Source organism: Nocardia sp. BSTN01 (assembly GCF_015354405.1).
In the GTDB taxonomy this organism is placed as follows: Bacteria; Actinomycetota; Actinomycetes; order Mycobacteriales; family Mycobacteriaceae; genus Nocardia.
In genome coordinates, this window is sequence record NZ_JADKYP010000021.1 from 56,545 (window position 1) to 80,913 (window position 24,369).

Sequence of the window (24,369 nt, forward strand, 5' to 3'; positions counted from 1 at the left end):
TCCTCAGGGGTGGCGGGTGACACAGATGAGCCCCATGCCGTCGAGTACGCGGCGCATCGGTTCGGGCAGGCTCGCACTCTCGGCCGCGTGCCGCGCCTCGCCGATGCGGTCGCTGATCATCGCCTCGATCCGGGCGGGCGCTCCGGAGGCGGTGATCACAGCGCGCAATCTGTCGGTGGCGCCGGCATCGACGACCGGTGCCGACAGCAGGGTGTCGAGTTCGCTGCGGGCGGCGGGTTCGGCGAGTTGCCGGGCGGCGATCACCACGGTGGTCGCCTTGCGCTGAGTCAGGTCTCCGTCACCGGGTTTGCCTGTGGCATCGACGCTTCCGAAGACTCCCAGCAGGTCGTCGCGCATCTGGAACGCCTCGCCCACCGCGCGTCCATACCGGCTCAGCGCCGACAGGGTCGGCTCGTCGCATCCGGCCATCGCCGCGCCGAGTTCGAGTGGCCGGCGCACGGTGTAGTTGCCGGATTTCGCCCGTGCCAGCGCCAGTACCTGCCCGAAATCCGGTTCGGTGCGGACGTCGTTGAGCAGATCGCCGAACTGCCCCACCGCCAGCTCGATACGCATCGCGTCGAAGCGGGGCCACACGCGGTAGAGGCAATCGGGGCGAATTCCGCTGTCGCGCAGCATCTTATCCGCCCAGACCAGGCAGATATCGCCGAGAAGCACGGCCGCCGAGTCGCCGAAACGAGCGGCGTCGCCGGGCATTCGACGATCCCGGTGCGCGTCTGCGAAGGCGACGTGCCCGGTGGGTGCGCCGCGGCGCAGCGCCGACTCGTCCATCACATCGTCCTGGATCAACGCGAAGGCGTGGACCAGTTCCAGCGCGGCGGCGGCTCGCAGCGCGGCGGCATCCGGGGCCTCGCCACACAACCAGCCGATGTACATGAACGTCGATCGCAGGCATTTGCCGCCTGCCACGTATCGGCGTGCGATGTCGTCGACCGCGATCCCGTGAACGGCGCCGATCCGGTTCTCGCGCAGGAAGGTGGCCAGTTCGGTCAGCACTCGATCCTGCACCGCGGCGCGCCACCGTGCGACACCATCCGCCACGTTCACCGGGTGATCGGCCAGAATCGTTGCGGGGGAACACAATCGGCGTGAATTGTCGATGGTGACGCTCACGTCCACTCCTCGGTTCGGCGGTACGGGTGCCGGCTGGGTCTGCGAGGCGGGGATCGGGACCGCGTATTGCGGCCCGCCTGGGGATCCTCCCTCGACGTCCGAACCCCAGGCTACCGCAAACGATGCATAAATGATGCAGTGAAAGCTGTATCGATCTGCCGAGGCTGATTGTGTATCGCGCAGCCGGGGCGAGCATGGTTGATCGACTAGCGCGAGGTAGGCGCGGTTCGCAGGTTGCCACCGCGATCAGTTGAAGCCAAGGGCAAATTGCATCGTTTATGCATCGAATTTCGGGTATTCTGGCTGAGACGAACCAATCAGAGGAGGCCCTCATGTCTCGTTCTTCCGCGCGTCGCGCGCTGTTCGCTCTCGTCTCCGGCGGCGGTATCGCATTGACCTCGGCCGCGTTGCCGGCCGCGCCGGCCCAAGCCGACTCCACCAGTTGCCCGGCGCCGGGCGCCACATCGGTCGCCGATACGGGCGCCGATGCCGCGTGTTCGGCCACCAGTACCGGCGGGAGCGCGGCTGCCGCCTACGGCATCAACGGTACGGCTTCCGCCGACGCGGGGCCGACGAGCTTGTCGCTGGCCATCGCACAAGGCGGTGGCACCGCGCGGTCCGCCTCGGGGCCGTGGTCGGGGCCCGCGGCGATCGCGGTCGGTTCCGGCGCGACCGCCGACCTGTCCGGGGTCCGGCCGGGTCTGGCCATCGGCATCGCAGGACCGGGCGCCACGGTCACCGTCTCCGGCGTCGGGACCCCGGAATGTACCGGCGGCCCGGGCTTCGCGGGCGATTTCCAGACCTTCCAGGGCTGCCTGTCGATGCGGTGACCGCGCCTCTCCACGCCGCGGTCCTCGTGCCGGTTCCGCGCGGGTGTGGGTGGTCGGGTGATCCGGCGTGACAGCGGCGCAAGTGCGAGCGATCGGGATCTCGGCGCGTAGTCTCGAACGCGGCAACCCGCCGGCGTCTGTGTCTGGTTGTGCCGGCTTCCCTCGAACTCCCGGGAGTCGACGTGGAACCACTGACCGAGCAACTGCGCCGCGACCGCGCGGATCGGGCGAGCGCCGTCGCCGCCGCCCTGAGCGCCCGGGATGTCGACGCCGTGGCGGTCACCTGGGTCGACACCGGCGGTATCGTCCGGATGAAAGCCGTTCCGGTGGAACGTTTCTCGCATGCGGCCGCCTGGGGCATCGGCGCGTCGCCGGTTTTCGACGCCTTCCTGGTCGACGACTCCATCCTGACCGAACACGTCGCCGGTGGCCCGACCGGGGATCTGCGGCTGTATCCCGACGTCGACCGGGCCACCGCCGTGGCCGCGCTACCGGGCTGGGGGTGGGCGCCCGCGGATCGCTACACGCAAAGTGGCACCCCGCATGCACGCGATCCCCGGTTGCTGCTGCGCCGGCTCGTCGCCGAATTGGCCGACGACGGTTACGAACTGCGCACCGCGATCGAATTCGAATGGACGATATCGCGCCCCGACCCACATGACCCGGACACTTTCATCCCCGCCACCTCGGCGCCCGCCTACGGCATGGCCAGACTCGGTGAATTGGCGCCGTACCTGCGCGATGTGGTGTCGAAGGTGCGCGACAGCGGCATCGGTGTCGAGCAGATCCATCCTGAATACGAGGTGGGCCAGTTCGAACTGTCGATTGCCTCCGCCGATCCCGTCCGCACCGCCGACAACGCCGTGCTGGTGCGCGAGGTCGTCCGGGCCGTCAGCCACGCCCACGGATTGCGGGCGACGTTCAGCCCGATGGTCGTGCCCGGTGTCGTCGGCAACGGCGGCCACGTCCATCTGAGCCTGTGGCGCCAGGGCGTGAATCGGATGTGCGGCGGTCCCGGTCCGTTCGGCATCGGTGCGGAGGGAGAGCACTTCGCCGCGGGGATCCTGGACCATCTGCCCGCGCTGCTGGCCGTCGGCTGCCCGGCGGTGGCGAGCTATCTGCGATTGCAGCCCAGCCACTGGGCCGGGGTCTTCCGATGCTGGGGGTTGGAGAACCGAGAGGCCGCCCTGCGCTACATCACCGGAAGCGAGGGAGAACGCGACCGCGCGGCCAATATCGAGATCAAGACCTTCGACGCCGCCGCCAATCCCTACCTGGCATTGGCGGGCCTGCTGGCAGCGGGCCGGGCGGGCTTGCGCGCGGGCGCGACCCTGCCCGAGCCGGTCGCCGGCGATCCGGCTCGCCTCGACTCCGCCACCCGCTCGGCGCGCGGGATCACCCCGTTGCCCACCACGCTCGCGGACGCGGTGGCGGCTTTCGACGCCGACGAGGTGCTCTGGACGGCATTCGGCGACGACCTCGCCGACACCATCGGCAGCGTCCGGCGCGGTGAGATCGCGCTGTTCGCCGACGCCACACCCGAGCAGATCACCGACGCGTGCCGGTGGAGGTACTGAGGCGGCGCGGTCGTCAGCTCGCCGCCGGCTCGATACTGCCGGCTCGTTCGAGCAGTGCACGCACGAACGCCAGATGGCCGGGCACCACGCCGAACCACACATCCGGCGCACGCGTGCCGCGCATGGCCACGAAGGTCGACAGCGCGACGACGCCGTCGCGGATCTCGATCGCCAATTCGCCGTGGAAGCCAAGCCCCGAATCGGCCCGCAGCAGAAGACATTCCGGTGCGGAGAAGGTGATGCGCCAGCCGGCGACGGTCTCCGGCGCACCGGGGGTGAGATCGAGTTCGATGCCGGCCCACGCCGCACGCAATCGCGCCCGGACCTCTTCGGGGACGTCCTCCATGATCGTGCGGGCCCACTGCTCGGCGGTGCGGCCGGTGGCGGCGGGGGTTTCCAGCACGTGGCTGTCGATGTAGACGACGTCGTCCAGGGTGGTGAGGGTGAGCAGTTCGGCGGTGATTCCGCATTGGCGGACGCTGGGGCAGATGTGCACGGACATGACGAGAACCTTCTGGTTTCGGTACTGCACAATAGATACAGAACAGTACTGTATCTATCGAGGGTGATCTAATCAAGGGCGTATCGAGCCGGTCGAGAAGGAGGGCGTGATGGCACCACCGGTGCGAACTCCGCGGCGGGCGTGGGTCGATGCCGGACTCTCCGTGCTCGAGCGCCAGGGCCCCGACGCGGTCCGGGTGGAAGCGCTGGCGGCACAACTCGGAGTGACCCGCGGTGGTTTCTACCGGCAGTTCCGCTCCCGCGACGAACTACTCGAGGCGATGCTCGACGACTGGGAGCGCCGTGCCGTCGACGATGTGCGCGAACAGGTCGAACGCGAGGGCGGCGACCCGAAGCGCAAGATCCGGCGGGCGGGCACGCTCACCTTCGCCGAGGATTTGACGCCGTTGGACCTCGCCATCCGGGCCTGGGCCCGGCGCGACCCGGCCGTGGAGGCGCGGCTGCGGAAAGTGGACAACGCCAGAATGGACTACCTGCGCACCCTCCTGCGGAACTCCGGAGTCGCCTCGCAGGACGTGGAAGCGGTTGCGCTGCTGTCTTTTTCGATGGTCATCGCCAATCACCTGATCAAGGCCGAACACCCCGGGCAGAGCAGATCGGATGTGCTCGCCCACGCCGCGCGGCTGCTGTTCGACTGACCGCGCGGGCATACTGGCGGGGTGAGCGATGAACAAGGCGTTCCGTCCTTCCACATCGACCAGGTCGACCACCCGGAACAAGACCTGATCGTCCGAATACTCGACAATCAGGCCGCCCTACCCGGCGTGGTGCGGATGCGCGAATGGGCACGCGCCGCGCTGGACCTGCGATCCGGCGAAGCGGCCCTCGATCTGGGCTCGGGCACCGGCACCGAAGTGGTCGAGCTGGCCGCTCTGGTGGGGGAGTCCGGGCGGGCCATCGGTATCGACCCGAATCCGTCGATGCTCACGGTGGCCCGCGAGCGCGCCGCCGACGTGAAGGCCGAATTCATCGAGGGATCGGCCTACGATCTGCCGCTGCCGGACGCATCCGTCGACGCGGTTCGCTGCGAGCGGGTCTATCAGCACCTCGACGATCCGGCGAAGGCCACCGCCGAGATCGCGCGGGTACTGCGGCCGGGCGGACGGGTGGTGCTGATCGACAGCGACTGGTCGACGGCGATCTTCCATCCCGGCGATCCGGAGGTTGTCGCGGCCTTGCAGCAGCGGATGGAAACCAACAGTCCGAATCGCAACTCCGGCAGGCATTTACGAGGTCGGCTGGTCGACGCGGGGCTGGTGATCGACGATATCGGTTCCGAGGCCGTGATCTGGGAGCCGGAGGCGATCCTCCCGATGTTCACGGCGGTCACCGAGCGAGGTGTGGCCGACGGATTGATCACCGCCGCCCAGCGCGATCGCGTTCTCGCCGATGTCCGGCGTGCTGCCGAGAGCGGCGACTACCACTTCTCGGTGACCATGTTCGCGGTGGTGGCGCACAAACCCTGACCGTGGCTCACGGCGCGACCGGATCCGCCACCGGCGGCCGTCGCGCCGCGAGCGCGGCAGCCACCGCCGCCGCGACGATCGTCACCAGCGCACTCAGCATCATCGCCGCCGCCTCGGCCGGAACCAGCACATGCAGCTGGGTGCCGACGGTGACGGCCGCGACCGGCACACCGATCTGAGCGGCGGCCAGCGCGCCGAAGGTGACCGGCTGTCCCAGCGTCCGCATGAGCAGATGTACCAGCAGCGCACCGGCCCCCATTGCGAATCCGAGCAGGATCAGCCGCGGCCGGTCGGCGAATTCCCGCAGATTCAGCCGGGCGCCCAGCCAGACGAAGAACAGGGGAGCCAGGAATCCGTCGGTCGCGGCGAACAATTGCCGCGCCACCCGGCGCGGTTCGCCGACGGCCGCGACGGCCAGTCCGGCCGCGAACCCGGCCAGCATGATCGAGACGTGCGTGCGGGTGGCGAGGGCGGCGATCCCGAACACGATGGCCAGACTGACCCGCAGTTCGAGGGCGAATTTGCGGCGCTCGGAGACCCGGTGCGCACGCCGGCGCAGGCCGGAGCGTTCCAGCCACCGCAGCAGGAAGAACAACAGCAGCGCGGTGCCGATCACCGCCAGCGCGCCCAGTGCCGCGCGTTCGGCATTTCCCGCGTCGATCACCAGCGGTAGCGCGACGATCGACGCGGTGTCGGCGATCGCGACCTGCGCCGTGAGCTCCAGCACCGATCTGCCGTGCAGCCCTTGGGAATCGATGATCGGCAGCACCAGTGCCGCGGAGGAGGAGGTGAGCAGCACCGCATAGATCGCGCCGTGTCCGGTGTCGAAGAACCCGGCCAGCAGGGAGCCGACGACGGCCGCGGCCGCACCGACCAGCACGGCGCGTACGGCGCCGATTCCGAGTGCCGAGCGGATCCGTGGATCGCGAATCGGAACATGGGTACCCGCCACGAACATCACCAGCGCGAAACCCATATCGGCCAGGAAGGCGAACACCGGATCCGAGGCATCGAGCAGCCCGAATCCGGTGACGCCGCAGATGATTCCGGCCAGCAGTTCGCCGACGATCACCGGTATGTGCCAGGCTTCGCGCCACGCCAGCAACGGTCCCGCCAGCCCGAGCGCCAGCACCAGGGCCAGGGTGGACAAACTCATCGGTGCCTACTTCTTCCGCTCGACCTGCTGCCGCTCGACGTCGTGCACACTGTCCGCCGCGCAACACTCCCGGTCACGCCGACACGCCGTCGCCTGCTGTCCGGCGCCGTGCCCGGCCGCATGCGCGGAGAGCCGGGCACGGCGAGGGCTCAGTGCGTGACGCCCTGGGCGTGTTCGGCCTGCAGCTGGTTGTACTTCTGTGTGCCCGCGGCGATTCCGACCGGAATGGCGACCGCGATTCCGCCGACACTCGCACCGAGACCGCCCACCGCGACCAGGCCGACCAGGCAGGCCGCGGCCATCGCGGGGACGGTCATGGTGCCGGCGGTGGCGACGGAGATCAGGGTGCCCCCGGTGGCGATACCCAGCGGGCAACCGATGGCCGCGCCGATCACCGAGCCGGCGATACCGCCGACCGCCATCGCCAGACCCATGTGCGGTCCGGCCGCCGCGACGGCCTGGTTGAGGTCCGACAGCTGCGTGTCGGCGACCTGATTGGGCTGTGCCGCAGTGGTTTCCACGGTACCGGCGACGGTCTGGGACGGCGTCGCCGGCGGGGCGGAGTCGGCGGTCGCGGGAACCTCGATCGGAGTTCCGAGCAGTGTCCTACCGGCGCCGTCGCGAATGTCGAACTGTCCGGGGCGCACCGCCACCGCGCCGAGCGGAGTCTGTAGCGCCGCGGTGCCGGTGGTCGTATCGTCCTGGTAGTGGATGCCGGCACCCAGGTCGGTACTGGTCCAATTCGATTGCGGGGCAACGGGTGCGGGGGCGACGGTCTCGCCCTGGGCGGCCCCGGCCGCCGCGACGACGGCGGTGGCCAGCAGGGTGGATACGGCGATGGTCCGGGTGGTGGTCTTCATGAATTCTTCCGCTCTGATCGGTGGGCGAGTGTCGATTACCGTGCGTTGGCGTCGGCCGGCATCGACTGTGCGATCAGGCCTTTGGAATGGAGCGAGTTGTATTGGTCGCCCACCGCGTTCGCCAGGCCCGGTCCGCCGGTGACGATGCCGCCGGCCATGCCACCGAGGAAACCGAGTGTGCCCGCGCCGAGAATGCATCCGCCCACGATGCCGATCGGGGTCAGCACCGGCACCGGAATGGTCAGCGTGCCGCCGGTGATGGCGCCGAGGGGACAGCCGACGGCCAGGCCGGCCGCCGTGCCCACGACCTGGCCGACCGTCGAGTCGTTGGCCCACGCACCGGCGATGGTGTCGAATGCGTTCAGATATTCGGTGGTCGGATCGACCGGTGTACCGGCGGGGTCGGCCGGATCGGCCGGTGTGCCCTGTTCGCCCGCGACCGTGGCGGTCGCGGGCGACCCAGACTCGGCGAAGGCCGGAGCGGCGATGCCGATCGTGGCGGATGTGGCGAGAACCGCGATCGCGGCTGCGCGAATGACGTGACGCATGATTCTTCTTTCTCGATGCCTGATATCGCCCGTGCCCTCTCGGTTGGTGAACCGAGGGTTCTCACGAGCCGTCCGTACATTAACCACCCGCGCTTCGCGCCGGCGCGGGGGCGGTCGGAGTGATCAGGCGGAGAGATCTACATCGGCACCACGGTTTTCAGCCAGCCGGTCCGGCGCAGATCGAAGGCCTCGTAGGCGTCGATCATCGACTGCGGTTCCGCGTGCTGGGTGATGAACCGGGTGGGATCGAGATCGCCGCGCCCCACCTTGTCGAGCAGACCGGGCACATAGCGATGGTGATTGCAGTTGCCGCCCTGCACGGTGAGATTGCGGTTGAGGACGCCCCCGAGCGGGAATCGGTCGAAGGTGGGCGGGTATACGCCGATCACCCCCACCGAACCGGCCTTGGCGACCGCCTGCACCGCCCAGCGCCCGGCCAGGCTCGGTGCGTCGCCGACCAGCCACTGACCGGAATCGGTATTGCCCTCGGGTGCGGCGAGCCGGCGTTCTTCCTCGAAGACGTCGGTCTCGACCGGCAGGTGGTCCGCCGCCGGTCCCTGCTCGGGCCGTTGGGCGTCGACTCCGACCGCGTCGATGACGCGATCGGCGCCGATCCCGCCGGTCAGTTCGCGGGTCACCTCGACCGGATCCTCCCGGTGGAAGTCGATCGGTTCGGCGTTCTGGGCGCGTGCGGTCTCGAGCCGGTCGGCGATCCCGTCGACGACCAGCACCCGGCCGGCGCCCTGCCGAAAGGCCGATGCGACCGCGCACTGCCCGACCACGCCCGCGCCGAGAACCAGCACGGTGTCGCCCTCGCTGACCTGCGCGAGCCGGGCGCCGAACCAGCCGGTCGGCAGCACGTCGGAGACCATGATCGCCTGGTCGTCGGAGACACCTTCGGGCACCTTGACCAGGGTGTTGTTCGCGTACGGGATGCGTGCGTACTCGGCCTGCAGGCCGTCGACCGGTCCGGTGGTCTCCGGACCGCCGAAGAAGCTGGTGCCGGCCAGCGGGCCGTTCGGATTGGCCGTATCGCATTGAGCGGTATAGCCGCTGCGGCAGTACGCACAGTGCCCGCACGACACCGTGGAGCACACGACCACGCGATCGCCCGGCGCGAATCCGCGCACCGCCGAACCGGTGTCGACGACCGTGCCGACGGCCTCGTGGCCGAGGACGGTGCCGGGCACCATGCCGGGCATCGTGCCGCGCACCAGATGCAGATCGGTACCGCAGATCGCGGACGAGGTGATCTGCACGATGGCGTCGGTGGGTTCCTGGATCTTCGGATCGTCGACGACGTCGAGACGGATATCGCCGACGCCGTGCCAGACAACTGCTTTCACGTTCACTCCTCGATAGCCGGGTCGGATGTGTACTCGTGGCGGGCGCTGGGGCCGGTCACTGGACGCCCTACCCCGGGGGCGCCGAGGTATTCCGGCGCGGCTCGTGCGAAAACGGTTCGATTCGCACCCGCCGGGTATGCGGTGAACAGGCGTCGTCGAGGCGCTCGCACAGCCGCTCGGGCGACCACCCGGGGCCCGGTTCTCTGTTACAAAGGAAGGTGGGTCCGCTTCCGGCGCAGGGGTAGCGTGGCGAGCGGGGCCGTATTCGAAACTGCTTGGAGGAGAGATGTTTCCGAGCGAAGGGGAGTCGCAACCGGGGTCGGGGCCGCTGTTCGGCGTGGCCGCGCACGCCGAGGGCGTCCCGCGGCCTGATCTGAGGGCCGTCGTCCGGGAACGCTCGCATGCCGCGATTCTGTGCTTCCGCGGTGAGGCCGACACCGCGGCGCTGGCCGTGTGGCGAGAGCACATCCGTTCGGGTGCGGCGGTCGCGCGCCGCGCCGGCGGTCATCTGGTGATCGATACGACGCGATTGAGGTTTCTCGGCTGGCGCGCATTGGCGGTCCTCGCCGAGGAGGCCGACCGGCTTCCGGTCGATCTTGCGCTCGTCAGTACCAGTCCGACGGTCGCCCGCATGGTGGACGCCGGCGATATCGATGCCCATGTGCCGCTGTACGGCACCGTCGTGGAGGCACTGGGGCCGGTGGGGCCCGTCGGCCCCCCGCAGCCGGCATCGGGTGCCCCGTCCGTGTCGTCTCGCGGTCGCAGCCGGCCCTCGGTCCGGACCGCCTGTCCGAAAGCCGAGTGATCGCGCCTCATGGACGAATCCCTGGTCGGCGACCGGCCCGAATCGGAGGCCGGGGCGACGCGGCCACCACAGGATCTGATCGTCGCCGGTGCGTCCGCCGGCGGTGTGGAAGCGCTGCGCGAATTCGTCGGCGGGCTACCGCCGGATCTCGACGCCGCGGTCGCGGTTGTCCTGCATATGCCGCCGCACGGCGCGAGCGCGCTGCCCGCCATTCTGAACCGGACCGGACCGCTTCCGGCCGTCGCCGCGGCCGACGGGATGCCACTGCGGTCCGGTGTGGTGTACGTGGCGGTTCCCGATCGCCATCTGGTCGTCACGTCGACCCATCTGCATCTGTCGCGGGGGCCCACCGAGAACGGTCATCGGCCGGGCGTGGACGCGTTGTTCCGGTCCGCGGCCATGTCGTGGGCGCCGCGGGTGGCGTGCGTCGTGTTGTCCGGGACCTTGGACGACGGGACCGCGGGCGCCGCATTGATGTCCCACCGTGGGGGTGTGGTGGCCGCGCAGGAGCCGCACGACGCGCTGTACCGTGGTATGCCGCAGAGCGTATTGGACTCCGTCGCAGTCGATGTGGTGCTCCCGGCGCGGGAGCTCGGCAAGGCCGTCGCCGAACGGCTCCGCACTCGGCACCGCGCGCCCGACCCGCCGGACGCGTCCGACCTGCAGCGTCTGGAAGCGAGTATCGACGCCGGCGGCGTACCCGGTGACGAAGGCGTGGCGGCGATGGCCCGGCCGTCCGGACTCACCTGCCCGGACTGCAACGGTGTTCTCTATGTGCTCGAAGACAGCGGCCGCTACCGGTGCCGCGTCGGCCACGCGTGGACCGCCGAGGCTCTGCTGATCCAGCAGAAGGTCGAGGTCGACAAGGCGCTGTGGACGGCGCTGCGCGCTCTGGAGGAGAAACAGCGGCTGGCCGAGCGGATGACCGAGGATGCCGCCCGCCACGGCGACGACCGGCTGGCCCAGCGTTATCGGGATCAGGGCGCCGAGCAGGCGGCCGCGATCGAAACGCTGCGTAAGCTGCTCGTCGACCGTTCCACGAACTGAAGGAGCGGTAGGTTGATCGGGTGGACGAGGACAAGGCACCCGGCAGTGCCCGCGGATTCGAGGAGATCCTCCAGTATCTGAAGGAAGCTCGCGGATTCGATTTCACCGGCTACAAACGCAGCAGCCTGATGCGACGCGTGGACCGGCGCATGTCCCAACTCGGCGTGAGCGATTACGTCGAATACCTGGACGTGCTGCAGGCCAATGCGGACGAATTCGTCGCGCTGTTCAACACCATTCTGATCAACGTGACGGGATTCTTCCGCGATCCCGACGCATGGGACTATCTCCAGTCCGACATCATTCCCACGATGCTGGGCGAGCGGGGCCCCGAGGAACCGATTCGGGTCTGGTGCGCAGGATGTGCCTCCGGCGAGGAGTCCTACAGCCTGGCCATCGTGCTGGCGGAGGCGATGGGCATCGAGGAATTCCGGCAGCGGGTCAAGATCTATGCCACCGATGTCGATGAGGAGGCCCTGAGCGTCGCGCGGCACGCCACCTACACCGAGAAGGAGATCAGCCCGCTCGGCGCGGACCTGATCCAGCGGTATTTCGAACCGGCCTCGGGGCGATACGGATTCCGCAAGGATCTGCGGCGCTCGGTGATTTTCGGTCGCAACGACCTGGTACAGGATGCGCCGATCTCCCGGATCGATCTACTGGCGTGCCGGAATACACTGATGTATTTCAACGCCGAGACGCAGACCAAGGTGCTCGACAAATTCCATTTCGCCCTATCGCAGCGGGGACTGCTGTTCTTGGGCAAGGCCGAGATGTTGCTGAGCCACAGCCGCATCTTCGACGCCGTGGACCTCAAGCGACGGATATTCCGCAAGGTTCCGGCCGCGCGGGTCGATGTCGGCTCCGTGTTCGGGCGCACCCTGATGCATGATCGCCGCGACACCGACCAGATCGAATCCCTGTGCGCCCTGGCCTTTTCCGCGGGCCCGGTCGCGCAGGTGGTGCTCGGCCGAGACGATGTGATCGTCTTGGCCAACGACCAGGGTAAGCATCTGTTCGGCCTGACGGACCGGGATGTGGGCCGGCCGCTGCGTGATCTCGAATTGTCCTACCGCCCTTTGGAATTGCGCGGCTATATCGATCAAGTGCGCGCCGACCGCCGGGCGGTGCGGGTCAAGGATGTCGAGTGGCAGCGCGGGCCGGGGGAAGTGCTGGCACTCGAGGTGCACGTTTCGCCGCTGCTGGCAGACGATGTGGCCATCGGGATCTCACTGGTCTTTCACGATGTCAGCGCTACGCGCCGGTTGCTGTCCGAACTGCACCATGCCAACGAACAACGGGAGTCGGCCTACGAGGAATTGCAGTCGACCAACGAGGAACTCGAAACCACCAACGAGGAATTGCAGTCGACCGTCGAGGAACTCGAGACGACCAACGAGGAACTGCAGTCCACGAACGAGGAACTCGAGACCACCAACGAGGAACTGCAGTCGACCAATGACGAACTGCAGACGATCAATACCGAATTGCGGGAGCGCAGTACCGAACTCGACGACGTGAACGAATTCTTCGCCTCGATCATGGGTTCCTGGCACGCGGGTGTCGCCGTGGTCGACACCTCCATGCGAATCGTGGTCTGGAACGCGGGTGCGGAAGATCTGTGGGGCCTGCGGCCCGAGGAGGCCGAGGGCGAACATCTGCTCAACCTCGATATCGGCCTTCCGGTCTCGGAATTGCGGCCGGTGGTGCGGCCCGCGCTGTCCGACGCCGCCTACGAGCGCGAGGTTCGTCTCGACAGTGTCAACCGGCGCGGCCGGGCGGTCGTGATCCGGGTGGTCTGCACATCGCTCACCGACCGCAGCGGTAAACCGTCGGGCGCGATTCTGGTCATGGAGCCGGTGGAGCCGGAGGCCGCGGTCAGCTGACCTGCCGGTTCCGCGTGGTCGCCAGCGTCGCCCACACCACCTTGCCGGTCGGCCACCGCGGCGCGCACCCCCAGGCCGACGCCAGTTCCGCCACGATGTGCAGGCCGTGCAGCCGGCGTCCGGCGGAGCCCGGTTCGGGCTCGCGCAGCACGGCTTCGTGCGGGTCGGGATCGGCGATCGCGATGGTGAGCAGGTCTTCGCGATATTCCAGCCGCACGTCGATATCGGGGACGCCGGTGAAATGGCCGTGCAGGTCGGCGTTGTCGATGAATTCGGTGGCGATGATCTGCGCGGCCTCGCTGATCTCGGCGATGCCCCACTCGACGCAGACCTCATCGATGAGCCGGCGCACCCGATGGCCGGTGACCGGCGACAACGCCATGGTCATGGCGGCCCGACGCCGGATCGGCGGCTCGGCCGCCGCGGCGACGGCGGCGGCGACGCTCGGTTGCACCGCCAGGAAGCGGCGGATCGCGCTGCGCCGGAGCCGGCGGCGTAGTTCGTCGTCCTCGGCGACCAGGAAAATGGGCACACACGGCCAGTTCGCGGTGCGCAACCAGGCGCTGGTGAACGCGGTGAGGACGGTTTCGGACGCGATTGCCATGCGGTCGACGCACACGATGACCGCACGCGGCTGTTCGACGACGAACTTCACGAGGTCGTCGGTGAATCGGCGATACGTCACGGCGTCGAGCGTGATATCGGGGTCGAGCACCACACAGCGGTCGATTTCCGTCGGTTCCCAGCAGATGGGCGGAACGGTAGTCATGGCGAGTCGCATTCGAGCGCCGTCACCCCGGCAGCCGCGCCCACGGGACGACCGGCAGCCGTTGCCAAGTGCGTACTGCACATATTCCGACCCTACCCGTCCGGGCGCCGCCGAAACTCGTCTTTTCGAGCGCTGAGCCCGCCTCGCGGAGGAATGCGGAGGCCGCGACGGAACCTAGTTGCCCGAATACCGGCTCGTCAGCTGGTCGGCAGATCCCAGGTCGCGCGAGTTATCGTGTCCCAGTTCCACATTCAGCTCCTCGGCGTCGGCGCCGACCACCACCGGGGTGTGCACCGGTGCGTAACCGCTCGCCACCACCGTGTAGGTGCCGTCGTGCAGGTCGGCGAAGGTGTAGGCGCCGTCGAGGCCGGTGACCATGGTGTCGATCACGGTGCCGTCCCAGTCGGTGAGGGTGACCAGGGCGTCGGGCAGGGGACGGCCGTCGCGTCCGCGCACCACGCCGTGCAGGCGGGCGCAGGGGCGCAGCGTGACGTCCAGGCGCGGTGTCTCGCTGCCACCTGCTCGCACCGGAAGCGCGGTCGGGTGAAAGCCGTTGGCGCTCACCGCGATCGTGAAGTCGCCTTCGGGCAGTTCCGCGAGGCCGAACGTGCCGTCGTCGGTGGTGGCGGCGGAGGAGAGCACCTCACCGCGTGCGTCGAGGGCCGACACCCGCGCGCCGGCGATGGCGGTGCCGTCGTCGCCGCGCGATACGGTGCCGGCCAGTCCGGCCATCGCGGTGAGCACGATGTCGCAGGGCACCGGATGATGGGCGAGTTGCACCGTGGACGCGTCCGGGCGGCGCCCGTCGATCGAGGCGATCAGCACGTACGAGCCGGGTTCGGGGGCGGCGAGCTCGAAGTAGCCTTCGGCATCCGTCAGCGACCGGCCGATCTGGCGGCCCGACATCGAGATCAGGGTCAGCACGGCATCCGGCAGCGCCGCACCGCGGGAGTCGTGGACACGACCGAACGCGACCGGTCCGGACACAGCGGGTCGGCGCGGCGTCTGCGCAAAACCGTTGCGCTGCACCGCGTCCGACTCCGACGCGACCGCATGTTCAGCGGAGTGCGAACTGTGCTCGGCATCCATATCCACAGCTGCGGTCGCGGCGATCGCGGCCGGCCGATGCCCCGGAATGAACGTCGCCACCAGTGCACCGGCCACGGCCACGCCACATCCGATCAGCAGCGACACGCGGAATCCGCTCTCACTGGCCACGGCATGCCCGCCGAGCGAGATCGTCATCTGCGCCAGCACCGCGCCGACCACAGCGGCCGCGACCGAGGTGCCGATCGCGCGGACCAGCGTGTTGAAGCTGTTGGCGGCGGCGGTCTCCGACTGCGGCACCGCGGCCATCACCAGAGCCGGCATGGCGCCGTAGGCGAATCCGACGCCGGTGTTGATGATCAGCGTCACGATCAGCAGGCCCCAGGTGCTGCCCATCAGCGCCATCGAGGATCCGTATCCGGCGGCGATGATGACGCAGCCGACGATCAGGGTGATCTTGGGTCCGCTGCGGGCGGAGAGTTTGGCGCCGATGGGGGAGACCAGCATCATCATGAGTCCGGCCGGTGCCATCCACAGGCCCATGGCCATCATCGATTGCCCGAGTCCGTACCCGGTGGCCTTCGGCAGCTGCAACAGCTGCGGCACCACCAGCGACTGGGCGTACATCGCCATGCCGACGACCATCGAGGACGCGTTGGTCAGCAGTACCTGCGGTCGTGCGGTGACGCGCAGATCGACGAGGGGGTTGCGGGCGGCCAGTTCCCACCAGCCCCACAGCAGCAGGACGACGACGGCGGCGACGAACAAGCCGATGGTCAGACCGCTGCCCCAACCCCAGCTCGACCCCTTGGACACCGCGAGCAGCAAGCACACCAGGCCTACGCCGAGGCCGAGGGCGCCGAGGACGTCGAACCGTCCGGTGGCAGCGGAAGTCGGTGGGGTGGCGGGAATCAGGGTGAAGATCAGGACGCCGATCACCGCCGCGAGCGCGGCCATCGTCCAGAACAGCACCCGCCAGTCGGAGTACTGGATGACCGCGGCCGCCATCGGCAGTCCCAGCGCGCCGCCGATACCGAGCGAGGAGCTGATCAGCGCGATACCCGATCCGAGGCGCTCGCGCGGCAGCAGATCGCGCAGTGCGGCGATGCCGACGGGAACGATGCCGGCGCTCATACCCTGCAGACCGCGCCCGACGATCATCGGCCACAGCGAGGAGGACACCGCGCAGATCACCGATCCGACCAGCAGTGGCACCGTCGAGCCGAGCAGCACGAGGCGTTTGCCGTAGAGGTCGCCCAATCGTCCCGACACCGGTGTGGTGACCGCGGAGGCCAGCAGGCTCACGGTGACCACCCAGGTGGCGTTGGCGGAGCTGGTGTGCAGGATTTGCGGCAGCTGGCCGAGTAACGGCACGACCACCGTCTGCGTCAGCGAGACGACGATGCCGGCGAATGCCAGCACCGCCAGTATCGCGCCGGAACGCCCGGCGGTATGTGCTTTCTCCACGCCCTACTCCTCGAGTATCACGAGCCGACGTTTGCATCATACATATGAAGTGCATCATGCACATTTGATGAAAATCGCCCGTTTCACCGATCGGTCCGTTGTGCCGGGCACCCATATCGGCGCTCCGGCTTCGTGAGTTGTGAACGACCGCGGCCCGATCGGCTCTCCTGCGTATCCGCCGACCATATGGTGTGCCTGCGTCGGGGCAGTCATTCACAAAGGGGCACAGTGACTTTCGGTGTGGCATCCCAACCTTTCCGGCGGTTCCTCCCGGCGGCCGTTCGCGCCGCCGGCATCGTCGTGGCCGACGCGGTCGGCGGCACGGCGGTGAGTTGCGCGCAGGTGCCGTCAGCTGGGGATATCGTTGTGCCCGGCGGGTACTTCGAACCCGATCTCGGCTCCAGTCACTACCGCCCCGGCACGGGGCTGGTCGATCTGTTGTGGAGGTTGCTGTGAAACGAGCCCGGACGCTGCTGATCGTCGTGCTCGCGGCATGCGCCCTGCTGGCGTCGATGACCGTTCGCCCAGCGCTCGGTCGTGCGGACAACGGCCCGGCGCCCACGGACTCGACCGAGTGGCAGCAGTGGATCGATCGGACGATCCCGGCGCCGAACCTGCCGCCCGCGTCCTCGCCGCCCAACGCCCAACTGCGGCCCGAACTCGCCGCGCTGTGGCGGTCGGTGTTGTCGCCGCCGGCCGGCGATCCGCTGTTCGATCAGTGGCCCGCCGGACTCGACGCCATGCGTCCCGGCGATCCGATCGAGGTGCGCGATGTGACCGCCACGGCCGCGCCGCTGGCGGTGGTGCCGATCGCCCGCGCGCTGCTGCTGAAATTCCGCTCCACGGGCGCGACCGGTGCGCCCTCGTTCGGCACGGCGACCCTGCTGATTCCCGCCGCGAGCTGGACCGGTCCAGGACAGCGATCGGTGCTGGTGAACGCCATTCCGATCAATTCCCTCGGCCTGCGCTGCACCCCCGGCTATGCGATGGCGCACGGACTGCATCCCAAATTCAGCGCGGGTGATCTCTTCCCGCCGACCACATGGTGGGCCCTCTCGCACGGGTACGGAGTTCTCGTTCCCGACCACGAGGGCCCGTGGATGGCCTATGCCGAACCGCATGTCGCCGGGCACGTGATCCTGGACGCGATGCGCGCGGTGCGGACGGTCGAACCGAAGACGTTGGGAGACGGTAAGTTCGCGATCGGCGGCTATTCCGGCGGGGCGATCGCGGCCTATGCGGCGGATATGCTGCTCGGCGAGTACGCGCCGGAGCTGGCGGGGTCGATCGTCGGGGTGTCGGTGGGTGGTCTGGCCACCGATTACAGCGAGGTGGCCCGTCATTTCAACGGCAATATCGCGTCGGGAATTCTGATGGTCGTCGCGCTGGCCTTCGCCCGTGAACATCCGGAACTGCTGGATCAGCTGAACCATCTGGGGGAGTGGCTGGCCACCTCCCCGGTGAAGGACACCTGCGGCGACAGCAACGGACCACTCGGTGTGACCGGCGTGCCGATCGAGCTGGCGACCGACACCGCCCATCCGCTCGACACCGAGGCAGCCCGCGCGCTGTTCGCAGCCACCGATCTGCGCGACCGGAAATCCGCTGCGCCGCTGTACATCTACCACGGCCTGCTCGACATCTGGATTCCCGAGGTCGAGTCGACCGATCTGTTCCGCGCGCAGTGCGCTCGCGGCGTGCCCGCCGTCTTCCGCAGCGTACTGGGCGAGCATTCGATCACCCTCATGGCCGGATTCCCGGGTGCGATCGACTGGCTCGATCAGCGACTGGCCGGTGTCCCCGCGCCGAACGAATGCCCCGTCCGCTGAAAACGATGTAGCACAACGATTTTCGCGTCAGTTCGCCGCGGCCGAACCGGGTCGCGGCAATCCGAAGTGGTCACGCAGCGTGGTGCCGGTGTATTCGGTGCGAAACAGCCCGCGGCTGCGCAGAATCGGCACCACGGTGCTGGTGAACACCTCGAGTCCGCCCGGATAGTAGGGCGGCATGACGTTGAAGCCGTCGGCGGCGCCGTGGCGGAACCAGTCCTCGATGGTGTCGGCGACCTGTTCGGGCGTGCCCGCGAAGACCCGGTGCCCGCGGGCACCCGCCAGCCGGTGCAGCAGTCCGCGCAGTGTGGGCTGCTCGCGGGTGACGATGCCCGCGATCACCTGCCGGCGGCTGGCCGCATTGTCGGTGACATCGCCCGCGTCGGCGAACAATGCGGCGGGCACCGGCTCGTCGAGCGCCAGATTCCGCAGCGATTCCCCGGCGAGGCTTTCCAGCTGGCCGAGACCGTATTCGGGCACGGTCAGCTCGTTGAATTCGCGTTGCAGCTGTTTCGCCCGCGCCTCGGTATCGGCGATGAACGGGCTGATACCCGGCAGGATTTTCACATGCTCGGGATCGCGGCCGAAATCCCGGGCCCGGCGCTTGATATCGGCGTAAAACGTCTGAGCGTCCTCGAGCCGCTGATGGGCGGTGAAAATGGCCTCGGCGTAGCGGGCCGCGAACGCTCGTCCGTCGTTGGAGGCGCCGGCCTGCACCAGGACGGGATGGCCCTGCGGAGTGCGCGCGGCGTTGAACGGTCCGCGTACGCGCAGATATTCGCCGCGGAAATCGATGCGATGGATCTTGTCGGGATCGGCGTAGATGCCGGCGGCACGGTCGAGGAGCACCGCATCGTCGTCCCAGCTGTTCCACAATCCGACGACCGCGTCGACGAATTCCCGTGCGCGCGCATAACGTTCGGTGTGATCGGGGTGGCGGTCCAGACCGAAATTGGCTGCGGCGAGGTCGGTTCCGGTGGTGACGATATTCCATCCGGCGCGCCCGCCCGAGATGTGATCGAGCGAGGAGAACAGCCGGGCCAGATTGTAGGGCTCGTAATAGGTCGTGGACGCGGTCGCGATCAGGCCCAGACGCGTGGTGGCCGCGGCGATCGCGGTCAGCAGCGTGATCGGTTCCAGACCGGGCGCGGCGTTGTAACGCACATCGGTGCGCAGCGCGGGGCCGTCGGCGAAGAACACCGCATCGAGGGTGGCGGCCTCGGCGGTGCGGCCGATCTCCTGGTAATAGGTCACGTCGTAGATCCGGTCGGGCCTGCTGTCGGGATGCCGCCACGCGGCCTCGTGATGGCCCGCGGGATAGATGAAGGCGTTCAGATGCAATTGCCGTTCACTCATACGAGCACACCCGTCCGATCGTCGCGATGAACCCGGTCTGCGGACCGGGCGACGGCAGTCAACCAAACGGGTGCGGTCGCGTAAACGGTTAGTGCGGGGTGTGATTCGAATTCCGGCGGTGCCTGCTACTTCAGCACAGAATCCTGCTGATCGTAAGGATTCTCCGCCGCCGGGGCGCGGGCGAGTATTTCTGTCGGGCATGTGTCCGGCGACGGTTTTCGGCCCCGTTTTCGAAGGAGTACGGCGATGAGCGAGGCATGGCAGATCGATGCCGATGTGCTGGTGATCGGTGGTGGACCGGCCGCCTGTTGGGCCGCGATCCACGCCCGCGAGGCCGGGGCCGAGGTGGTGCTGGTCGACAAGGGGTACTGCGGCACCAGCGGCGCCACCGCACCCGCGGGGACAGGGGTGTGGTACGTGGCGCCGGATCCGGCGGCCCGCGCGGCGGCCAAGGCCAGTCGCGAGGAGTTGGGCGGCTTCCTCGCCGACCACCACTGGATGGACCGAGTGCTCGACCAGACCTACGCGAATATGCACCGACTGGCCGAGGAGGGCCGCTACCCGTTCCCGGTCGACCCGCGCACCGGCAACGCGATTCGCACGGGCGTGCAAGGCCCGGAATACATGCGCCGGATGCGGGCGTGGGTGCAGCGGCTGGGCGTGCGGATCGTCGACCACGCCCCGGCCCTGGAACTCCTGGTCGACCGAGACGGTACGGTCCGCGGCGCGGCCGGCTATCTGCTGCGCGAGCACCGCGACTACCGCGTGCACGCCGGTGCGGTGGTGCTGGCCACCGGCGGCTGCGCCTTCCTCTCGCGCGCGCTCGGCACCAACGTCGACACCGGTGACGGCACACTCATGGCCGCCGAGGTGGGCGCACGCTTCTCCGGAATGGAATTCTCCAACGCCTATGGCATCGCCGCGAAGGGCTCGACCGTCACCAAGACCGCCTATTACCGCTACGCCACCTTCTTCCACGAGGACGGCAGCATTCTCGAGGGCGCCGGATCGGTGCAGGGACGTTCGGTCATCGCGCGAACCCTGTTGCAGGAGAGGGTCTTCGCGCAACTGGACCGCGCGGATCGGACCACGCAGGAGCAGATGCGGCGCGGACAGCCGAACTTCTTCCTGCAATTCGATCGCCGCGGCATCGACCCGTTCACCCAGCGTTTCGAGGTGGATCTGCTGGCCGAGGGCACGGTGCGCGGCACCGGCGGGATCGAGGTGGTCAGCGACGAGTGCGCGACCTCGGTGAGCGGACTGTATGCCGCGGGCGACGCGGCCACCCGCGAACGCATCTGCGGCGGATTCACCGGCGGCGGCAGCCACAATGCGGCATGGGCGATGTCGTCGGGTAGCTGGGCGGGACGGGGTGCGGCGCGATTCGCGCGCCGCGGTGTTCGTCCGGCTGGTTTGACGCGGGCCGGGCGGACTGGGCTGCGGCCCACCGGGTCCGGACGCGTCGGCGCGGACGAGGTGCTCGCCGCGGCACGCGCCGAACTGCTGCCGGTGGAGAAGAACTATCTGCGCCACGGCGAGCGGGTCCGACCGGCATTGGCCGCTCTGGACACGGTGTGGACGGAGGCGGCCGCGGGGCTGCGGGCCACCGGCGCCGACCGAGTGCGGGCGCGCGAGGCCGCCGCGATCACCGCGGTCGGGCGGCTGATGTACCGATCGGCGCTGGCGCGCACCGAATCTCGCGGTATGAGCAAGCGCGCCGACCATCCGGAACTGGATCCCGCACAGCACCACCACATCCTCAGCGGCGGGCTCGACGAGGTGTGGACGGTGGCGGCGGCGCTGCGGTCGGCAGATGCTCCCGCGGTCGCGGCGGTGGCCTGATGATCGAACTGGTTCACGCCCCGGCCTGCATCGCCTGCGACAAATGCGTCGACGTCTGCCCGACGAACGTCTTCGACCGCGGTGGCGACGGAATCCCGGTCATCGCACGGCAATCCGACTGCCAGACCTGCTTCATGTGTGAGGCGTACTGCCCGACCGACGCGCTGTACGTGGACCCGCAATCCACGCCGCTGCCGCCGCAACAGGCGGTCCCGCGCGAGCACATCGGCGCGTATCGGCGTGAAATCGGCTGGGGAAAGGGACGCCGGCCGGGCAGTCTCACAGCGGTGGGGCCGGAACTTCCGCCCGGCCCGGCGCCGCGGCCCTCGGGAGCGTGAGCCGTGCAGACGGTCCGTTCCACGCTGTGCACGACGATCTCGGGCGCGGCGCAGGAACAATCGGAATGAAACAATCTGGCTCACAATACAATTCCTGATCCGAGCGAAAGGATCCGGCTGAATGCAACCGGTGGCGACGAGGGCGGCTATCGATACCGTCGGGGGATGGGTAGCAGTGCGCGACGCCGGCCGCTGAAGATCGTGACCGGGGTCAGTGGTTCGCCGAAAATCTACGATGCCGCGATCGATCCGCGGCGCTCGACGCTCGACGATGCGCTGGGTGTCGCGAAACTCGCCGAGGAGCACCGCTTCGACGCCTTGTTCGCGGCGGACCTGCTGAGTTTCGGCGCGCAGGGCGCCATCGGGGCGCAGGAACCGCTGATCTTCCTGTCCGCCCTCAGCGCGGTGACCCGCCGTGTGGGCCTGATTGCCACGGTCACAACGACTTTCCACCATCCGTACAATCTGGCGCGACTGTTCGGGACGCTCGACCACATCAGCAACGGGCGCGCCGCGTGGAATGCGGTGACCTCTTCTCTGGGCGAGGAGAACTACGGTGCCGGAGACCTGCCGAGTCCGGAGGAACGCTACGCCCGCGCGACCGAAGTCCTCGAAGTCGCGAACGCGCTGTTCGACAGCTGGCAGCCGGGCGCGCTCAGGCCGGACGGTCACGGCGGCGCGGTCCTGGATGCCGAGCGGGTCCGTCCGATCGACTATGCCGGACGCTATTTCACCGTGCGCGGGCCGCTGAACATTCCGCCGCTGCCGCAGCGACGCCCCGTGCAGTTCCAGGCCGGGCAATCCGAGGGCGGCGTGGAATTGGGCGCCCGGTTCGCCGAGGTGGTGTTCACCTCACTGGCGACGCTCGACGACGCGCTCACCTACACGAAGAAGATCCGCACGCGCGCAGCGGAATTGGGCCGCGCCGACGGATTGCCGTACATCTTCAGCTCACTGCACACCACCTACGGCGCCACCGAGGAGGAAGCGCGGCGGCTGGTTCGTGAACGTGCCGAGGCCACCGATTTCGAGGCGGGCCGCCATGCGCTGGCCGATATGCTCGGCGGCGAGATCGACCTGTCCGAACTGCCGCTGGACCGGCCGATCCCGGACTCGCTGCTGCCCGATGTGCACGCGGCGAACCGCCGCCGCGGCCGCGTGGAGATCTTCACCGCGCTGGCCCGATCCGGAAAAACGTTGCGTGAGTTGATCATCGCCGCCAAGGACACCGGCCACTGGGCCGCCGCCGGCACTCCCGGACAACTCGCCGACGCGATCGAGGAACGCTACGACGCCGGCGTCCTGGACGTGATCGGTCTCGGCGGCCTCGACGACCCACGCAACCGCGACTTCCTGCTCGAGGGCCTGCTCCCCGAACTTCGCCGCCGCGGCATCGTCGGCACCGACTACGTGGGCGAGACCTTCCGCGACAACCTCGAACTCCCTGCGTTGCCGCCGCGGAACGAGTAACGCGCTCTTCAGAATTCGAGGACGATCCGCCCTCGGACACCACCGGCTTCGAGCAGCTCGTGCGCTTGTGCGGCTCGGTCGGCGGGGAAGGTCCGGGCCACACGCAGGGTGAGAGCGCCCTCGGCGGCGAGGCGGCTCAATTCGCTCAGCGCATGCGGTTCGTCCAGATGGTCGGCGACCATCACGAGGTGGACCGAAATGCCGCGCTCCGGCGTGGCTCCCCCACCCAGGGCCGCGGGCCGCAGGATGACGAACGCACCGCCGTCGCGCACCGCCGCGAGCACCGCATCGCCTTGTAGCGCGGTATCGATCAGCGCGTCCACGCCGTCGGGAGCGTGGGCGCGGATGCGGGAGGCGAGGTCCTCGCCGCGCGGCAGGACGATATCGGCGCCGAAGTCGCGGACCAGCTGTTCATCTGCCGGCTTCGCGTCGGCGATCACGGTGTAGCCGCGTGTCTTCGCCAGCTGGATCACATAACCGCCGACCGCACCGGCCGCCCCCGTCACCGCGATCGTGCGACCTGCGCGCGGGTCGAGGGCGTCCAGGGCGAACCAGGCGGTGAGGCCGTTCATCGGAAGCGTTGCGGCGGAAACGAAGTCGCTTCCCTCGGGCAGTCGCGCCACCTGACCCGCGGGTACCACGATCTTTTCCGCATAGGCACCGCCCCCGGCGAGTACCGGGAGCGTGATCGCGACGACCCGGTCGCCACTGCGCCAGCCGGTTTCGGGGTCGGCCTCGTCGACGATTCCCGCGGCGTCCCACCCGGGGACGTACGGTGGCGTCACCTCCCGGTAGCGATCGTGCGCCATACCGGACCGGGTCACGGTGTCGGAGGGGTTCACGGCCGCGGCCGCCACCCGGATCCGCACTTCCCCGGCACCGGCGTGCGGTTCGGGCACCTCGACCGGTCGCAGTACCTCCGGACCACCCGGCTCCTCGAATCCGATCGCCAGCATCGCACCTCCCGAGTTCGCGGTCTGCTATTTCCCGGGGCAACCGCCGTCTGCCGGAGATTTGTTCCAGGGGTTGCGAAGATGGTGGTCGCCGGTGCGCGCGCAGCACCGCAGCCGGTGTCGA

22 protein-coding genes and 1 pseudogene are annotated in these 24,369 nt (G+C 68.8%); 12 read left to right on the forward strand and 11 right to left on the reverse strand.

Annotated features, from left to right (window positions below):
• Positions 1-3: 3 nt before the first annotated feature.
• Positions 4-1,101 carry a polyprenyl synthetase family protein gene (locus IRT45_RS18665; RefSeq protein ID WP_375540123.1) on the reverse strand — a complete coding sequence of 366 codons (1,098 nt, stop codon included), beginning with the start codon at positions 1,099-1,101 and terminating at the stop codon, positions 4-6.
• A gap of 362 nt (positions 1,102-1,463) precedes the next feature.
• Here IRT45_RS18665 and IRT45_RS18670 point away from each other — a divergent pair, with 362 nt between their 5' ends.
• Both IRT45_RS18670 and IRT45_RS18675 read left to right on the forward strand, forming a co-directional pair.
• The gene (locus IRT45_RS18670; protein ID WP_194807128.1) at positions 1,464-1,961 is read left to right on the forward strand and encodes a DUF6764 family protein; all 498 of its coding nucleotides are present in this window, start codon (positions 1,464-1,466) and stop codon (positions 1,959-1,961) included.
• Positions 1,962-2,143: 182 nt separating this feature from the next.
• Positions 2,144-3,538 carry a glutamine synthetase family protein gene (locus IRT45_RS18675; protein WP_309241044.1) on the forward strand — a complete coding sequence of 465 codons (1,395 nt, stop codon included), beginning with the start codon at positions 2,144-2,146 and terminating at the stop codon, positions 3,536-3,538.
• A 13-nt stretch (positions 3,539-3,551) separates the two neighbouring features.
• On the opposite strand, the gene IRT45_RS18680 is transcribed toward IRT45_RS18675, so the two are convergent.
• The gene (locus IRT45_RS18680; RefSeq protein WP_194807129.1) at positions 3,552-4,040 is read right to left on the reverse strand and encodes a hypothetical protein; all 489 of its coding nucleotides are present in this window, start codon (positions 4,038-4,040) and stop codon (positions 3,552-3,554) included.
• 109 nt (positions 4,041-4,149) lie between these two features.
• On the opposite strand from IRT45_RS18680, the gene IRT45_RS18685 reads away from it, so the two are divergent.
• Both IRT45_RS18685 and IRT45_RS18690 read left to right on the forward strand, forming a co-directional pair.
• Positions 4,150-4,698 carry a TetR/AcrR family transcriptional regulator gene (locus IRT45_RS18685; protein WP_194807130.1) on the forward strand — a complete coding sequence of 183 codons (549 nt, stop codon included), beginning with the start codon at positions 4,150-4,152 and terminating at the stop codon, positions 4,696-4,698.
• 21 nt (positions 4,699-4,719) lie between these two features.
• Positions 4,720-5,526, forward strand: coding sequence for a methyltransferase domain-containing protein (locus tag IRT45_RS18690; protein WP_194807131.1), 807 nt, complete (start codon positions 4,720-4,722; stop codon positions 5,524-5,526).
• Positions 5,527-5,533: 7 nt separating this feature from the next.
• On the opposite strand, the gene IRT45_RS18695 is transcribed toward IRT45_RS18690, so the two are convergent.
• The 4 genes from IRT45_RS18695 to IRT45_RS37785 form a co-directional block, all read right to left on the reverse strand.
• Entirely contained in the window at positions 5,534-6,682 is a 1,149-nt protein-coding gene (locus tag IRT45_RS18695; RefSeq protein WP_194807132.1) for a cation:proton antiporter, read from the reverse strand.
• Between the two features lie 149 nt (positions 6,683-6,831).
• Positions 6,832-7,542 carry a hypothetical protein gene (locus IRT45_RS18700; RefSeq protein WP_194807133.1) on the reverse strand — a complete coding sequence of 237 codons (711 nt, stop codon included), beginning with the start codon at positions 7,540-7,542 and terminating at the stop codon, positions 6,832-6,834.
• 35 nt (positions 7,543-7,577) lie between these two features.
• Positions 7,578-8,090 (reverse strand): hypothetical protein, encoded by a 513-nt coding sequence (locus tag IRT45_RS18705; RefSeq protein WP_194807134.1) that lies wholly within the window; start codon positions 8,088-8,090, stop codon positions 7,578-7,580.
• 137 nt (positions 8,091-8,227) lie between these two features.
• Positions 8,228-9,436: an alcohol dehydrogenase catalytic domain-containing protein gene (locus tag IRT45_RS37785; protein ID WP_194807135.1), complete on the reverse strand. Its 1,209-nt coding sequence runs from the start codon at positions 9,434-9,436 to the stop codon at positions 8,228-8,230.
• A gap of 286 nt (positions 9,437-9,722) precedes the next feature.
• On the opposite strand from IRT45_RS37785, the gene IRT45_RS18715 reads away from it, so the two are divergent.
• From IRT45_RS18715 to IRT45_RS18725, 3 genes are read left to right on the forward strand one after another with little or no spacing between them, the layout of a single operon-like run.
• The gene (locus IRT45_RS18715; protein WP_194807136.1) at positions 9,723-10,241 is read left to right on the forward strand and encodes an STAS domain-containing protein; all 519 of its coding nucleotides are present in this window, start codon (positions 9,723-9,725) and stop codon (positions 10,239-10,241) included.
• Positions 10,242-10,250: 9 nt separating this feature from the next.
• Positions 10,251-11,288: a chemotaxis protein CheB gene (locus IRT45_RS18720; protein WP_194807137.1), complete on the forward strand. Its 1,038-nt coding sequence runs from the start codon at positions 10,251-10,253 to the stop codon at positions 11,286-11,288.
• A gap of 20 nt (positions 11,289-11,308) precedes the next feature.
• Positions 11,309-13,174 carry a CheR family methyltransferase gene (locus IRT45_RS18725; RefSeq protein ID WP_309241045.1) on the forward strand — a complete coding sequence of 622 codons (1,866 nt, stop codon included), beginning with the start codon at positions 11,309-11,311 and terminating at the stop codon, positions 13,172-13,174.
• On the opposite strand, the gene IRT45_RS18730 is transcribed toward IRT45_RS18725, so the two are convergent.
• The 3 genes and pseudogenes from IRT45_RS18730 to IRT45_RS37005 all read right to left on the reverse strand — a co-directional run.
• Complete coding sequence (locus IRT45_RS18730) at positions 13,167-13,943, reverse strand: ATP-binding protein (protein ID WP_194807138.1); 777 nt, start codon at positions 13,941-13,943, stop codon at positions 13,167-13,169. The two genes, IRT45_RS18725 and IRT45_RS18730, sit on opposite strands and share 8 nt — an antisense overlap.
• 174 nt (positions 13,944-14,117) lie before the next feature.
• On the reverse strand, positions 14,118-15,032 hold the full coding sequence (locus IRT45_RS37000) for a collagen binding domain-containing protein (protein WP_228534589.1): 915 nt from the start codon (positions 15,030-15,032) through the stop codon (positions 14,118-14,120).
• Positions 15,033-15,056: 24 nt separating this feature from the next.
• A pseudogene (locus IRT45_RS37005) lies at positions 15,057-16,457 on the reverse strand (MFS transporter); the annotation flags it as partial.
• Positions 16,458-16,697: 240 nt separating this feature from the next.
• On the opposite strand from IRT45_RS37005, the gene IRT45_RS18740 reads away from it, so the two are divergent.
• Both IRT45_RS18740 and IRT45_RS18745 read left to right on the forward strand, forming a co-directional pair.
• Positions 16,698-16,913, forward strand: a complete 216-nt coding sequence (locus IRT45_RS18740) for a hypothetical protein (RefSeq protein ID WP_194807140.1) — start codon at positions 16,698-16,700, stop codon at positions 16,911-16,913.
• Positions 16,910-18,286, forward strand: coding sequence for a lipase family protein (locus tag IRT45_RS18745; RefSeq protein ID WP_309241046.1), 1,377 nt, complete (start codon positions 16,910-16,912; stop codon positions 18,284-18,286). The genes IRT45_RS18740 and IRT45_RS18745 overlap by 4 nt, the downstream gene beginning before the upstream one ends.
• Positions 18,287-18,313: 27 nt before the next feature.
• Here the strand turns inward: IRT45_RS18745 and IRT45_RS18750 are convergent, their stop codons facing one another.
• Positions 18,314-19,642 (reverse strand): LLM class flavin-dependent oxidoreductase, encoded by a 1,329-nt coding sequence (locus IRT45_RS18750; RefSeq protein WP_194807141.1) that lies wholly within the window; start codon positions 19,640-19,642, stop codon positions 18,314-18,316.
• 246 nt (positions 19,643-19,888) lie between these two features.
• Between IRT45_RS18750 and IRT45_RS18755 the strand changes: the two genes are divergently transcribed.
• The 3 genes from IRT45_RS18755 to IRT45_RS18765 all read left to right on the forward strand — a co-directional run bounded on the left by IRT45_RS18755 (position 19,889) and on the right by IRT45_RS18765 (position 23,292).
• Positions 19,889-21,484, forward strand: coding sequence for an FAD-dependent oxidoreductase (locus IRT45_RS18755; protein WP_194807142.1), 1,596 nt, complete (start codon positions 19,889-19,891; stop codon positions 21,482-21,484).
• Positions 21,484-21,822: a ferredoxin family protein gene (locus IRT45_RS18760; RefSeq protein ID WP_194807143.1), complete on the forward strand. Its 339-nt coding sequence runs from the start codon at positions 21,484-21,486 to the stop codon at positions 21,820-21,822. The genes IRT45_RS18755 and IRT45_RS18760 overlap by 1 nt, the downstream gene beginning before the upstream one ends.
• Before the next feature lie 165 nt (positions 21,823-21,987).
• Positions 21,988-23,292 carry an NtaA/DmoA family FMN-dependent monooxygenase gene (locus tag IRT45_RS18765; protein WP_194807144.1) on the forward strand — a complete coding sequence of 435 codons (1,305 nt, stop codon included), beginning with the start codon at positions 21,988-21,990 and terminating at the stop codon, positions 23,290-23,292.
• Positions 23,293-23,300: 8 nt separating this feature from the next.
• On the opposite strand, the gene IRT45_RS18770 is transcribed toward IRT45_RS18765, so the two are convergent.
• Positions 23,301-24,248, reverse strand: a complete 948-nt coding sequence (locus tag IRT45_RS18770; protein WP_194807145.1) for an NADP-dependent oxidoreductase — start codon at positions 24,246-24,248, stop codon at positions 23,301-23,303.
• Between the last annotated feature and the right edge of the window lie 121 nt (positions 24,249-24,369).